This window comes from Geodermatophilus arenarius (genome assembly GCF_042654585.1).
GTDB classification, from domain to species: domain Bacteria; phylum Actinomycetota; class Actinomycetes; order Mycobacteriales; family Geodermatophilaceae; genus Geodermatophilus; species Geodermatophilus arenarius.
The window spans coordinates 12,132-24,502 of sequence record NZ_JBHSGR010000008.1; the positions used below are offsets into that span (position 1 = coordinate 12,132).

At 72.1% G+C, this 12,371-nt stretch carries 16 protein-coding genes; 12 read left to right on the forward strand and 4 right to left on the reverse strand.

Annotated elements, in window-relative coordinates; translation table 11 throughout:
- Nucleotides 1-406 precede the first annotated feature (406 nt).
- The 5 genes from ACFO3M_RS08965 (at nucleotide 407) to ACFO3M_RS08985 (ending at nucleotide 3,581) form a co-directional block, all read left to right on the forward strand.
- Nucleotides 407-832 (forward strand): helix-turn-helix domain-containing protein, encoded by a 426-nt coding sequence (locus tag ACFO3M_RS08965; protein ID WP_387988238.1) that lies wholly within the window; start codon nucleotides 407-409, stop codon nucleotides 830-832.
- Complete coding sequence (locus ACFO3M_RS08970; protein ID WP_387988239.1) at nucleotides 829-1,113, forward strand: hypothetical protein; 285 nt, start codon at nucleotides 829-831, stop codon at nucleotides 1,111-1,113. The genes ACFO3M_RS08965 and ACFO3M_RS08970 overlap by 4 nt, the downstream gene beginning before the upstream one ends.
- On the forward strand, nucleotides 1,110-1,793 hold the full coding sequence (locus tag ACFO3M_RS08975) for an E3 binding domain-containing protein (RefSeq protein WP_387988240.1): 684 nt from the start codon (nucleotides 1,110-1,112) through the stop codon (nucleotides 1,791-1,793). Before ACFO3M_RS08970 ends, ACFO3M_RS08975 begins: the two co-directional genes overlap by 4 nt.
- Nucleotides 1,794-2,053: 260 nt before the next feature.
- The gene (locus ACFO3M_RS08980) at nucleotides 2,054-2,965 is read left to right on the forward strand and encodes a hypothetical protein (RefSeq protein ID WP_387988241.1); all 912 of its coding nucleotides are present in this window, start codon (nucleotides 2,054-2,056) and stop codon (nucleotides 2,963-2,965) included.
- A 73-nt stretch (nucleotides 2,966-3,038) separates the two neighbouring features.
- On the forward strand, nucleotides 3,039-3,581 hold the full coding sequence (locus ACFO3M_RS08985) for a hypothetical protein (RefSeq protein WP_387988242.1): 543 nt from the start codon (nucleotides 3,039-3,041) through the stop codon (nucleotides 3,579-3,581).
- Between the two features lie 96 nt (nucleotides 3,582-3,677).
- On the opposite strand, the gene ACFO3M_RS08990 is transcribed toward ACFO3M_RS08985, so the two are convergent.
- On the reverse strand, nucleotides 3,678-4,121 hold the full coding sequence (locus ACFO3M_RS08990; RefSeq protein WP_387988243.1) for a hypothetical protein: 444 nt from the start codon (nucleotides 4,119-4,121) through the stop codon (nucleotides 3,678-3,680).
- A 546-nt stretch (nucleotides 4,122-4,667) separates the two neighbouring features.
- On the opposite strand from ACFO3M_RS08990, the gene ACFO3M_RS08995 reads away from it, so the two are divergent.
- Nucleotides 4,668-5,978, forward strand: coding sequence for a DNA-methyltransferase (locus tag ACFO3M_RS08995; protein ID WP_387988244.1), 1,311 nt, complete (start codon nucleotides 4,668-4,670; stop codon nucleotides 5,976-5,978).
- Here the strand turns inward: ACFO3M_RS08995 and ACFO3M_RS09000 are convergent.
- Complete coding sequence (locus tag ACFO3M_RS09000; protein WP_387988245.1) at nucleotides 5,914-6,744, reverse strand: SfiI family type II restriction endonuclease; 831 nt, start codon at nucleotides 6,742-6,744, stop codon at nucleotides 5,914-5,916. The two genes, ACFO3M_RS08995 and ACFO3M_RS09000, sit on opposite strands and share 65 nt — an antisense overlap.
- A gap of 1,076 nt (nucleotides 6,745-7,820) precedes the next feature.
- Here ACFO3M_RS09000 and ACFO3M_RS09005 point away from each other — a divergent pair.
- Both ACFO3M_RS09005 and ACFO3M_RS09010 read left to right on the forward strand, forming a co-directional pair.
- The gene (locus ACFO3M_RS09005; protein WP_387988246.1) at nucleotides 7,821-8,096 is read left to right on the forward strand and encodes a hypothetical protein; all 276 of its coding nucleotides are present in this window, start codon (nucleotides 7,821-7,823) and stop codon (nucleotides 8,094-8,096) included.
- Between the two features lie 73 nt (nucleotides 8,097-8,169).
- Nucleotides 8,170-8,526: a hypothetical protein gene (locus ACFO3M_RS09010; protein ID WP_387988247.1), complete on the forward strand. Its 357-nt coding sequence runs from the start codon at nucleotides 8,170-8,172 to the stop codon at nucleotides 8,524-8,526.
- A gap of 183 nt (nucleotides 8,527-8,709) precedes the next feature.
- Here the strand turns inward: ACFO3M_RS09010 and ACFO3M_RS09015 are convergent, their stop codons facing one another.
- Both ACFO3M_RS09015 and ACFO3M_RS09020 read right to left on the reverse strand, forming a co-directional pair.
- The gene (locus ACFO3M_RS09015) at nucleotides 8,710-9,120 is read right to left on the reverse strand and encodes a hypothetical protein (RefSeq protein ID WP_387988248.1); all 411 of its coding nucleotides are present in this window, start codon (nucleotides 9,118-9,120) and stop codon (nucleotides 8,710-8,712) included.
- A gap of 228 nt (nucleotides 9,121-9,348) precedes the next feature.
- Nucleotides 9,349-9,660 (reverse strand): IclR family transcriptional regulator, encoded by a 312-nt coding sequence (locus tag ACFO3M_RS09020; RefSeq protein WP_387988249.1) that lies wholly within the window; start codon nucleotides 9,658-9,660, stop codon nucleotides 9,349-9,351.
- A gap of 154 nt (nucleotides 9,661-9,814) precedes the next feature.
- Here ACFO3M_RS09020 and ACFO3M_RS09025 point away from each other — a divergent pair, with 154 nt between their 5' ends.
- The 4 genes from ACFO3M_RS09025 to ACFO3M_RS09040 all read left to right on the forward strand — a co-directional run bounded on the left by ACFO3M_RS09025 (nucleotide 9,815) and on the right by ACFO3M_RS09040 (nucleotide 11,381).
- Complete coding sequence (locus tag ACFO3M_RS09025; RefSeq protein ID WP_387988250.1) at nucleotides 9,815-9,994, forward strand: hypothetical protein; 180 nt, start codon at nucleotides 9,815-9,817, stop codon at nucleotides 9,992-9,994.
- The gene (locus ACFO3M_RS09030) at nucleotides 9,982-10,347 is read left to right on the forward strand and encodes a hypothetical protein (RefSeq protein WP_387988251.1); all 366 of its coding nucleotides are present in this window, start codon (nucleotides 9,982-9,984) and stop codon (nucleotides 10,345-10,347) included. The genes ACFO3M_RS09025 and ACFO3M_RS09030 overlap by 13 nt, the downstream gene beginning before the upstream one ends.
- Before the next feature lie 129 nt (nucleotides 10,348-10,476).
- A complete protein-coding gene (locus ACFO3M_RS09035) occupies nucleotides 10,477-11,142 on the forward strand; it encodes a hypothetical protein (RefSeq protein WP_387988252.1) in 666 nt (221 codons plus the stop codon).
- On the forward strand, nucleotides 11,142-11,381 hold the full coding sequence (locus ACFO3M_RS09040; RefSeq protein WP_387988253.1) for a hypothetical protein: 240 nt from the start codon (nucleotides 11,142-11,144) through the stop codon (nucleotides 11,379-11,381). Before ACFO3M_RS09035 ends, ACFO3M_RS09040 begins: the two co-directional genes overlap by 1 nt.
- The last annotated feature ends 990 nt before the right edge of the window (nucleotides 11,382-12,371 follow it).

A 12,371-nucleotide genomic window follows, 5' to 3' on the forward strand; every position in this document is an offset into this window, starting at 1 on the left:
CTCGTCGGCCAGGCCGCCCGCCTGGTCCGGCAGGCCGTGGCGCTGCTGCCGCCGGACACGTCCCGCGAGGACCGAGACGAGCTCGCCCGGCTGCTGTGGGGCGACACGTGGTGAGCGCGCCGGACACGTGCCGCCACGGGCACCCCTACGACGAAACCAACACCGCCTATCGGACGGACGGCCGCCGCCGGTGCCGGGCCTGCGCCGCCGCCCGGTCCCGCCGTTGGTACGCCACCGTCGAACGCCCGGACCCGGCCCGGCGGGCGCACCGGAACGCGCAGCGGCAGGCCAGCCGAGAGCGCGCCCGCCAGGCGGCTGCGTCGTGACCGCCCCGGCCGGACGGCCCGGCCCGCGCCCCGCCGTGGCTGCACCAGCCCGCCGCCCACCCGCGCGCCGGGTGGCCCCGGTGGCTGACCTGGCAGCCGAGTACGCCCGCGACCTCGGCCCGGCCGGAGTCCTGCTGTCGTCGCCGGTGGCGATGCAGCACGTGGCCGACGCCCTGGCCGGTGCCATCCGGGGGCAGCGGTCCGCCGGGCTGCCGGTGCCCCCGGAGGTGCTGGAACTGGCGGCCGTCCTGGGCCGCCACCTGGCCGAGGGCTGCCGCCAGCGGCAGGCATCTCTGCCGCCTAACCGCCGCTCGGCAACGTGGAGTGCACCGGCCCCGCTGGTCACCGTCAGCGAGGCCGCCGCCCTGCTGGGGGTCACGCCCCGGCGGGTGCGGGACTACCTGGCCGACGGCCGCCTCCCCGGCACCAAGCGGGGGCGCGCCTGGCTGCTGGACCGGGCCGCCGTCCTGGCGGCTGCGGACGATCGAAGGGACACCACCCGATGAGCACGATCCCCACGGTGGACCAGGCAGCCGCGCAGGTGGCCGCCAGGGACGCCGACCCCTACGACACCCCGGAGCTGCGCGCCGCGCGGGCCTTCGAGCCGCTGCTAGACGACGCCTACCGGCGCGCCGGGCTGCACCGCCGGACCCCACAGGACGTGGCGCGGGACCTGGCGGCCAGCCGCCGCCGCGCCGCCGAGGCGGACATGCGGGCCGCCGAGCGCGAGACCGACTTGGCGCTGGCCTACGCCCTCGCCCGCACCGGCCGGACTGGTGCCCTGTGACCGGCCGCATCGCCCGGCCGCAGCCCGAGCCGGGTGCCGTTGCCCTGGCGTCCAGCCTGGGCATCGAGCTGGCCGGGGTGGCTGGCACCGGCCCCGGCGGGCAGGTCACCAGGGCCGACGTCGAGTTCGTGGCTCGCGACCGGGACTACCGGGCGGGCACCGCCGCCACGCACCTACGGGCCATCCCGTCCGAGCCGCGTCCGCTGGCCGCCGGTGGCGGGCTGGCCGCCGACCAGTCCGTCGTCGCCGCCAACGCCCGCGTCGCCGTCCGCGACCCGAACGTGCGCACCCTCGCCAACGGGCGCGGGGTCCGGCTGGACCGCGTGACCGGCACCGGCACCGGCGGGGCCATCACGAAGGCCGACGTGCTGACCGCCGCCGCCGCGCAGGACCGGCAGCGGGCCGCCGCGCAGCGCCGCGCCTTCCCCGAGCCGGCTCGGCAGCCCGAGCCGCGCATCACCTTCACCGCGTCCGGCCTGCCAGTCTCGGTGCTGGACGAGGTGCCGCCGTCCGTCCGCCGGGCGCTGGCCGCCGCGCCGGACAACGCCACGGCCTTCGCGCTGGTGGAGAAGTACCGGGGACTCGCGGACGAGGACGCGGCCCGGCTGCTGGCCCGCGACCGGTCCGTCGCGACGACCTACGGCGGTGCGGACACCGCCGGGGCCTGGCCGAGAGGCTGATAGACCAGGGACGGTGCGCCGTCCTAGGGCCGAGCCGCCGCCCCGGCGCTGATCTCCCGCCGGGGCGGCGGGGAGGGCAGGAGACCGGGCGGGCGCAGATCCTCGTCGTCATCCCTGGCCGGTCTCATGGTTGAGCGCCTTTCCACGCAGGGTGTCGGGGTCCTAAGCCGCGCGCGCAGCGGAGGTGACATGTTCGGCGGCATGTAGGCGGACGGTCAGGGCTCGATACCCTTGAGTCACTACCGAGCGTGGAGGGCTACATGACCGAGCGCACTGTGCGCTTCTTCGAGATCACGGACGTGCACGGACAGCGCCTCCCGGCCGACCTTCCCTTCGAAGCCATCCGCAACGCGGTCAACGACGTGCCCGAGGACAAGGCCTACGTGTCCGTGGGCAACACCGTGGAGGTCCTCGGCTCGACGTACGAGGCACCGACCAGCGGCCCGCGACCCACCGTGCCGCTCATCACGCTCGACCGGATCACCCGGGACGTCCGGCTGCGGATCGAGCGACGACGCAACTACCGGCCCCTGGTGCTCGAGCAGGACGAGACCCTGGCCGAGCCCACCTTCTTCAGCATCTTCCCGCGCAACGTGCTGGCGGTCCTGCGCAACAGCGGCAGTGCTCCCGGCGTCGCATCGTTCCGGGACTACATCAACCACCTGGAACTCCTCGACGGCGCGATCGGCGTGACGCCACTGGCCGACCGCAACGCGGTCAGGGCCATCGCGGACGTGGACACGCTGACCAAGCTCACCGTGGCCATCGGCGCGGACGTCAGCCCCGAAGACTTCGACGGCACGCCGCTGATCGCGGACGTGTTGCGGCAGGCCCGCACGCGGCTGGGTGCCGTCGGGTTTGAGTTCACGATCAAGCTGGCGACGCAGGGTCAGGCCGAGGCCTCCGACGTCGCCGTCAACGAACTCCGCCAGCTCGTCGAGAGCAACGGGCTGGCCAACGTCACGAAGGCTCAAATGACCTACCGCCGGCTCGAAGACCACCGGGCGGACACCTACAACTTCATCCAGGAGGCGGTCACCACAGGTGTCGTCGTCGAACTGGTGGACGAGACGGTGCAGCCCACGCTGCGGTCCGCCAGCGAAGCCATCGCCAAGGCCTACAACGAGGACAAGTACGACGACATCCAGTCGGCCCTGCGGCTGTCGGATTGACAGTGCCCGGGCGTAGGTTCCGGGCATGGTGGGTCAGGGAGGTGTGAACGGGGGTATCAGCAGGCCAGGCCCGGTGCGGAAGGCCGCATCGCTGGCCTTCGCTCGGTGGATCCAGTGGTGGTGGTGTGACGTCCCCCTGGCCGCCGTCATCGTCGTCGTCCTCGCCGTCACCCCCTGGGTCCGGGACGTCGTGGACGTCCTCGGCAACCTCAACCTGTCCGACCGACGGAGCGTCTACACCGACCTCCTCAACATCACGGCACTGTTCGCAGGCTTCACCACCCTGGCGACCGCCACGTACCTGGGATGGTCGAGTCGGGGCATCACTGCGGTCCGGCTACTAGTCGGCAAGGACCTGCTGCGGCTGTGGCTGGTCTCGACCAGCCTGCCGTGGCTCTGTGCGGTGGTCGTCGTCATCGTCAAGGTGACCGACAGGGGAGCCGACGAGCCGACCAACGTCATGCGGTGGGTAGCGGTGGGCTCGATGATCGTCCTGGCCGAGCAACTCGCCAGGGTGCTGTACCTCTTCTACTCGCTGGCGATGATCGAGCAGCAGCCACAGGGGCCGGTGCGCCCGGTAGCCCCAAGGCCCATCGGCGTCCGCCAACCACGCTGACCTCCTACGTGGTCCGTCAGGCCCGAGGGCACACCGTGCCGGTGTACTCGCGCCGAGAGCCGGCCTAGCCGCCAGGCAATCCCTACTCGCATAGCGTCAGTCCATCCGCCAGGCCAGCAGCGCCGCACTCGTCAGCCCCATCAGCCAGCCGAGGGCAGCCACGCACGCGGCGGCCAGGACCACGAAGCAGGCGGCCAGCCACGGCCGGTGCCGGGTGCGCCAAGCGGCCAGCGGCCCCAGGACCACCAGCGCAACGAGGGCGAGCGGGGTCCACGCCAGCGACAGGAACCCGGCGAGGTCCAGCAGGCCACCGCTCCCCGTGTAGGAGGGCCACAGGAGCTTCGGGTCATGCCTGCCGGACGCCACCTCGGCCAGCGGCAGCCGGTGGAGGCCGTTGACGAAGTAGGGCAGCAGCACGCCCGCGCCGTAGGGCAGGACGGCCGCCAGGACGCCGCCGCAGTAGGCGGCCAGCCACCGGCGGGGCCGGGCGGGCGCGGTGACTGGGGATGTGGGCGCGGCTGGGGCTGCGGTCAGGGTCACGCGGCCGAGGTTGGCACCGGCCGGCTCAGGTGGCGACAGCGGCAGTCGCGAGGCTGAGCCGAGCCGGCCGGGGGCCGGGCGGGCAGCGGTCAGCCGTCGGCTAGCCCGTCTCCCGGTCGCGGGCGTCCATCTCGGCCAGGCTCTCGCGGAGCTCGGCGGCCTCGGCCCGACCCGGCGGCATGTCCCCGGCTGGGATTGACCCCATAAGCGGGGACAGCGCGCCGTCCGGTGGCGACTGGTGACCTCAGCCGGAGGATGCGCCGTCCCCTCTGAACGGCGGCGGGCGGGACGGTTGTGTGTCCCCGGCCTGACCGCCGCCTGTCCCGTCGAGGACCGTCTGGCCTGGACCTTCAGCCGCCAGGGTGGCCGCATCCCGCCCGTACTGCTTCGCTGACCGGGGGCTGTTCCACGTCCCCGCCCCCGGTCAGCCACCTCCTGCTCAACGGCCGCCGCGCCGAGTCTGTGGCTACGCGGGCACGGACAGGCGGACCGGGGGGCGGCGTGCCAGGTCGGAACTTGTCAGACCCCTCCTTAGACTCCGAAATCATGCGAGGCCGCCACAAGCTAGGGACGCCGACCAGCGACCAGGCGTGGCAGGCGCTACGCAGCGGGGCTAAGCACTCGGGGGACGACTACGCGCTCTACCTCGACGACGCGGCCGATGCGCTGACTCAGATGCCTGACGGCAGCATCAACACCTGCTTGACGTCCCCGCCGTACTGGGCGGTGCGGGACTATGGCCACCACGATCAACTCGGGCTCGAGGACGAGGCTGAGGACTACGTCGAGCGCCTCGTCAAGATTTACCGCGAGGTCTACCGCGTCCTGGCTGATGACGGGACAGCGTGGCTGAACATCGGGGACAGCTACTTCAACCGCACGATTACGGTGGGCGGCAAGCCGCCGCGCACAGGTTGGCGGCGGAACAAGCAGCTCAGCCTGATCCCTTTCCGAGTCGCGCTAGCTCTAGAGGACGACGGCTGGTGGGTCCGCAACGTCGCGGTTTGGCATAAGCCGAATGCCATGCCTAGCAGCGTCTCCGACCGGCTGACCAACACATGGGAGCCGGTATTCCTGCTGTCCAAGTCGGAGAGGTACTACTTCGACTTGGACGCGATCCGCGTGCCGCACGTGACTGATGACAACGTGGAGCGGGTCCGGGCTGAGCGCGGCGACGCAGACGGCAAGGCAAAGGGGCAAGCCGAGCTGCGCCGCTGGCTCAACTCCCCGCGGCACCGCTCCACCATCGACGGACTGAAGGAAGTGGAGCGCCGCCCCAACGCTCCTGAGTCTGTCGAGCTGGCGGCATACCTGCGGGTCGCGCTCAAGCGAGAGAAGCGCTCTATCGGGTGGGTCGCGGAGCAGATCCAGCAGCCCTTTGAGCGGACGCGGCATTACTTCCGGACCGACGTCATCGGCTCACGTCTACCTCCGCCGGAGACGTGGCTTCAGCTAAAGACGCTGCTCAACTTGGACGACACGTACGACGAGGCCATGCGCGTCGAGGTTGGCGACAACGTCTTCCGCAACCACCCGCTGGGCCGTAACCCGGGCGACCTGTGGTCCGTGCCCGTCGCCGCCAACCGTGCCGAGCACCTGGCCGTCATGCCGAAGGGACTCGCTACGCGCGCGCTGACGGCGACGCTGCCGAAGGGCGGCACCTGCCTGGACCCTTTCATGGGTACGGGCACCACCGGCCACGTCGCCCGCGCCCTCGGCGGGCGCTTCGTCGGCATCGACGTGCAGGACGAGTACATGCGGGCCTACATAGAGGCGAGCACCCAGCAGGTGCTCACGCTTCCCCTTGAATCGGACGAGGCAGGTACAGGAACGGCTCGTTCGTCTCAAACCCGCTAGCGTCCACGTCCCGCCAGATCGCCTGCGTGAAGCCATCGGTGGACCCGGCGTAGGTCAACTGCTGAAGCCGCCAGGGGCAGGCCTGCCGCAGCCGGTCGAAGTAGACGCGGATGCGTGGGTCCTCCTGCCGCGCGTCGGAGTGCTTGCCTTTGCCCCAGAAGCCGGTAGAAGCGTTGGGGTTGTACTTGTCCTTCAGCCTGCCGTGCGGGACCGCCAAGACGTAGATGTCCTTCAGGTCGCGGTACGGCTCTTGGATCTTGCTCACGTCGCGGTAGTACATGTGCACGAAGATCGACGTGGTAACCGCGTGCAGCACGCCACCCGCCGAGGGGATCTCCATGTGCTGCGGCACGCCCGCGTCCAGGTGGTGCGCTGTCGTAACGCCGTCAACCGTGACGTTGAAGTCCGCGTCCATGGGCAGTTGAGACGCCTGCAAAGTGTCGCGGTTGTTCTCCTTCGATGCCTTCGCATCGGCCAGTAGCACCTGCGGGATGAGGCCGGCGGAGGTGGGGAACCAGCGGCTGCGCTTGTAGTCGATGAAGCCGGCGAAGCGCCGGTCGATCGGGTAAATCTCAGCAACTTCAAGGGCGTACTGCGTCAGGTCCTCCGCCAGGACGATGACCTCCGTGCCCTTCGGGGGTGCGTTGTCGAAGATCCTCTTGGCTTCCCCTGAGTACTGCTGGAGGGCCTGGACGATCATGCGCAGCGTCTGCTTCTCGAGCAGCTCCAGATCATCGAGGGGGAGCAAGCGGTAGTCCTGGTGCACCGGCGGACCGTATCCAGGCACACGGTCCGCCAAGGTGGAGCACGCATAGCCGCCATCATTGGAGTTATCTAACGAGGCTGATGGGTCCCTTGGGGTTGCGTCGGCGTCGGTCGACAGGACTAGGCGGCACATGCGCGCGGAACCCGACAGGTCATGCGCCCGTAGCGACCCGCATGGGTTCATACGCTGTCGCCGTGAGTCGGATCATGCGGGCTCCCGGGGGTGGCATCCACTCGCCCGTAGAGCTGTTGGATCAACTGGCCAGCAGCGTGGGGGCGTACCTGACGGCACTCAAGGACCTGGAGCGGCTGACCCGGGAGCGGGTGGTGGACGACCCGCAGGAGGTCCGGCGGCGGTGGCGGCAGCGGCTCCTTCTTCGTCGGTCGGTTAGGGGCAGCGGTCCAGGCGCAGACGCCACCTGATCTCGCACCAGGCAGACGTGTTCCGTCACGTCTTGGTGGTGACCGTGCCCGTGTACTCGTGCCACGAGCCGGCCCAGCCGCCGCATCGGGGGTGACCACCGGCCCGGTGACAACCAGGGTGCTCCAGTCCGGCACCTCGCTGGGCGACCCCGCCGCCACTGCTAGGCGCAGCGCGGCCCGCAGCGCAGCCGTCGCTCGGCCTACATCGGCGCTGGGCAGCACTGCCGTCGCGGTGTAGGTCACCGGCACAGTCTCGTCGGCCGCTCCCACCTCAACCGCTGCAATGCGGCAGGCGGTCGCCCGGAAGGGGGAGCGCGCCTGGCGGCGATGGTCGGGTGACGCCCGTGGGGTGCTATGGGTGACGCGCCGCCGTCGTTGACGGCCGTCGGTGTTCCGGTACGTGAGGATCCACATGCTCGGTCAGCACGGCCGATGAACCACAGGAGAGACATGCGTGCCGGTAGTGCTGTTCTGATCTCTGCCACCGTGACCCTCAGCGTCACCGCCTGCGGTGGGGAGGCCGACGGTGGCGCAGCCGCCACGGCCACGCCGTCCACCTCATCGCCCGCCGCACCATCGACGTCGTCCCCGGCGACCACGTCGTCAACGCCCGCCGCCTCGCCCTCCTCGAGCCGGCCGGCAACCGCCGGGGACGTGCTAGACGACTTCATCGCACAGGCCTCCGTCACCGCTGGGCCGGAGGCGTGGGGCCACACCACCTCGGTGCAGCTCCTGGCCGGCGGCACCGCGATGCTGATCTTCACGGACTGGACGCCAGCGACCGTGGACCGGGACCTGGCCAACGCCATCTGCGGCGCGGCCTACCAGTGGCGGCTCGATGCAGGGGCGTACAGCCCGGCGGCGAACGTCAGCACCATCGGCCTCTACTCCCCGGAGGAGGTGGGCGGCGAGCAGGTGTTTTCCTGCTGATTGGGCTGTGTGACGCGCAGCGCATCGGGGTGTCGCACGTAAGCCTGGCTGTTCGCGGCTTCACCATTTCGCTGTGGAGTTCTTCAGTACCGTCGCCCAGCTCCTGCCGGTCCTGATGGCTGCGTCGGTGTTCTTGCTGCCCACTCTGAGGGCACGCAAGGAGGCATGGCGTTTCGCCATCATCATCAGTGGTGTCGCTGGGACCGTCGCCCTGGCCATCTGCGTACTGATGCTGTCTGGCTGGTTGCTCGAGTCGGACAAAGCCTGGGCAACGCCGATGGTGACCGTGTGCGCCCTAGCCACCATCGTTCTCGGCGGCGTGGGGACCTTCGCCCCGGCCCTCGGGAGCAGCTCACCGAACATCGGTCAGCCCAGCGGGCAGCCAGCAGGTACGCCGTCTGGTCAGTCTGGTCAGTCTGGTCAAGCCTGACCCTCCGAGCCGCCGGCTTCGGGTGGAGAGCGCGTCAGCGAGGGGGGGATGTGCCCAATCTCCAACTGACGTTCGCGGGCACAACCGTCGGGCGCATCAAACGATCGGCCCGGGCGCGTGACGCGCCACATCTGACGGCAGCGCCCCGACGCTGCATAGGGCCGGGGCGCTGCTGTCCATCAGTCAGAGCACCTGGCTGGACTGGTCCTTCCAGTCAATGAAGGCGTGGTCGTGGTCAGCGGCGAGCGGGGTGAGGTCGTCCCACTTGGCCGTCGCGACGCCCCGGCGCAGCGCCGGGTACTCCCACTCCATGTACTCGCGCAGCAGCGGCAGCGGGTCGCCCAGCGCCAGGCAGGTGCGCGGCCGGGTGCTGCCGTCGTTCATTAGGTAGGTCTCGTCCGGCGACGGGAACGCGCCGCGCAGACGCCAGGCGGCCACCGGCCAGCCGTCGAAGACGGCGATGACCCGGTCGCAGGTCGACGCCTTCGCCACGCTGATCGCCCAGGCGCGCTCCGCCCACGGCTCCAGTTGGGTAACCGTCATCCACGGCCTGAAGGACTTGTTGACGCTCACGAACAGAACGGTTGCGGCCATGACGGCGCGCTCCTTCCCGAGCGCCTGTGCGCTCGTCTCCGGGATCGCCCGATGCGTTCCCTGTGACCTATTTTACGCCGCTGGTCCCGTGGCCTCTTCCGGGCTGTGGACCCCTGGTCTAAGGCGGCGACGACGGCGGAGCGCGACGGCAAGAAACGAGCCGGCGGAGGCGGTGGCAGTGCATCCCGGCCGCACCAGCATCCGCTACGGGACGGGTGCCGGTGCCGCCTACGGCCGTAGTCCGAGCACTTCCGCTGCCGCGTCCACCCGGTGCAGGTACGCCCCGCGCTGGGAACCGTCCGCCAGCCGGTAGCGCGGCCCGGGCCGCACTGGTGCGAGGTCCACCAGCCCGACGGTGCATAGGCGGGCCAGCAGGTGCCGGGCGGTGCGCACGGGCACCCCGGCCGCCGCCGCCAGTTCGGTGCACGACTGCCAGCCGGGTTCGGCGGCCAGCAGGACGCGGACCAGCGCCACCTCCCGCGCCGTGACGGGAGGTGGGCGGGTGGTGCCGCTGGGGCCTGGCTGGTCCTGCGTCGTCATGCCGTCAAGGTAGCGCCGTTGCCGGTCCTTGCCGGTTCATGCCGCTCATTGCCGACGGGTCCCGAGGTGACGCAAGCTGCCCACGCCGGACCGGCCCGTCCGGCACCGGGGCTGACCACCCCGGCGAACACCCACCACCACCAGGAGGCACCCGGTGACCGTCACCAGCGCCACCCATACCGTCCGCGCCGACAACATGGCCATCGCCCACGTGCGCGGCGTCCAGCCCATGCCGGTGTCCCTGACCGGCGGTCCGCCGAGGACCGCGAGACCGTCGAGCAGGCCATCTACGAGGCGCTGCGCCTGGTGGTCCCGCTGGCTGTGGACCGCGTGACCCTGCGGTGGCGGCCCGACGGCACGACCGTCGACGTCCGACTGCCCGGCCTGAACCGGTCCCACCCCCGGCCGCAGCACGTGGCGACCTTCCGCGTGCGGCCGGTGGACCGGGCGGCCGCGCCGCAGGACACCGCGCCGGACCCGGACCCGGTGGACGCCGCTCGGCGCGCCGCCCGGGACGCGAACGCTGCCGCCCTGGCCGCGATCCGCGAGGTCCTGGGGGACCAGCCGGTGCGCATGGCCGGGGTCGTGGAACAGGCGGTCCGGCGCGCACTGCTGGCCGCCCACGACCTCGGCCGCGAGGAGGGCTGGCGCGCCTGCGCCGTCGAGCACTACCTGCCCACGGACTGACCCTGCGACGGGCGGGGGGTGGACTGACCGGCCGCCCCCCGCCGCGCCTGCCGCACCACCCCACCACCACCCCGGCCGGAGCACGCCGCCTGACCAGCAGCCCCCCGGCCAGCATCCGAGGAGCCCGAAGTGCCCGAGACATACCTCACCGACGTCCCTGCCCGCGCCGTGCGCGCTGGGGACCTGCTGGACACCGGCCGCACCGTCACCGGCTGCCGGACGGGCACCCGCTGGACGCACATCGACGTCGGCGGGGAGGCCCGCCCGTGGCGCGTGGCCGCCGACGAGCCGGTCACTGTTGCCCGGCAACGGCCAACCCCGGCCGAGCGCCGCCAGCAGATGACCCGGCTGGCGTTGGAGTCCCTGAACTACACCGCCCACCGGGACGCGCTGACCTTCGCCGCCTGCCGGGACCGCATGGCCGCCGCCCTGGCTGCCGACACCGTGCCCACGTGGTCCGACCTAGACGACCTGCCTGCGCTCTGCGCCCGCCTGGACCTGTGGCGGTGGGTGGACCTGGAGCACCGCCAGCGCGTCCTCGCCACCGTGGACGGCTGGACCGCCGCGCAGGCCGCCCGGTGGGAGGTGACCGGCAGTCATGCGGACGTGCCGAGCCGGCTCGACGCCCTGCCCTCGGTGGCGGACGAGGTGCGCGAGCGGCTTCTCAGCCAGGCCGCGCACCTGGGCGGCAGCAGCGACCCCGGCACCCGCTTTCTCGCAGCGGCGGACACCGCCGGGCGCGCGGGCTGGCTGCGGGATCTCCGGGGCTTCGACACCCTGGGCGGGGCTGCCTGATGGACCCGGACGCCTGCCGCTTCGAGGCGCTGGCGCTGGCCGCCGCGCTGACCACCCCCCGCGCTGACGCGGACCCGCCCGCGCAAGCTGCCCGCGCCGCCGCCCTGGCGGACCGGCTCATCGCCCTCGACGACTTCCTGTGCCAGAGCGGGCATCTCCCTGGCGCGTGGCGGCGCGGCCGTCACCCGGCGGACACCCGCCAGGCCGTCCCCCGGCCGGTGCCCGATGAAGGGCGGTAAGTCGTCGTGTCGTACTGGGCTGGGCGCTGGTGGCCTGGCCGCCGCTGGCAGTCCTGCCAGGCCTGACCGTGGGCCGCCTCCTGCGCGCCCGACGGGGGGCGACGATGCTGACCCCCTGCGCTACTGCTGAGCCACCACGTGGAGGGCCGCGCCATGCCCGCTGACCCGGACCGCCGCGCCCGGCTGATCCGCCGCCGCCGCGCCGCCGCACGTGCGAACGCCCGCCATGACGATCAGCGGGACGCAGCCCGTGCCGCGATGGAGGCCCGGCTGTGCGCCCGGCGCGGCCAGCCGCTGGACCCGGACGACCCGCCGCCCGCCACCTCCGCAGCCGGGCAACCGTGATCGGACACCCACGCCCGGCCGAGGAGTGGTGGCACCCCGGCGGCCACCTAGGACCGCCGAGGCTCCGGCACCAGTGCGCGCCCTGGCCGGGCCGCTGAGGAACCACCCCCAACGGTTGCCGCCGGTGACCGGCGGCCCACCACCACCTCAGGCGGACCCGAGGAGGCGACCCGATCCTTGCACCGGCGACGGTGGGCCAGTCGCCGGGCCATCGGGCCAGGCGGTCCGCCCGGCCGTGCATCACGCAGGGACGAGCGCTCTGCACTCGGGGCACGGGTGACCCGAGCCAAGACCCCGGCCGGGGGTCCACGGCCCCCGCAGGACACGCACGCTCGCCCCGCAGACCGCCCGCCACGGTCCCGCGCCGCTGTCCGCGTCCTGGCGGATCACCGCGTGCGCCCACCCCGCTGCGATCCTGTCCTTGCCCACGGTGTCGCCCAACTTCGGGGCGTTGCCCACGTCGTGCTCCCGGCCCGTCACGTAGTCCTGTGCCATGCCCGCCAGCATCGCCGCCTTGGACCACCGCGCCGGGCAGCTCCGTGACAGGAGGGGTCGGTGAGACGAGTGTGGTGCGGCCGGGTTTCCTCCTTGAGGTCTGGCCGCTGTGCCGGTGCCCGTCCCGAGCGGCGCGGCGCGGCGGGGCCG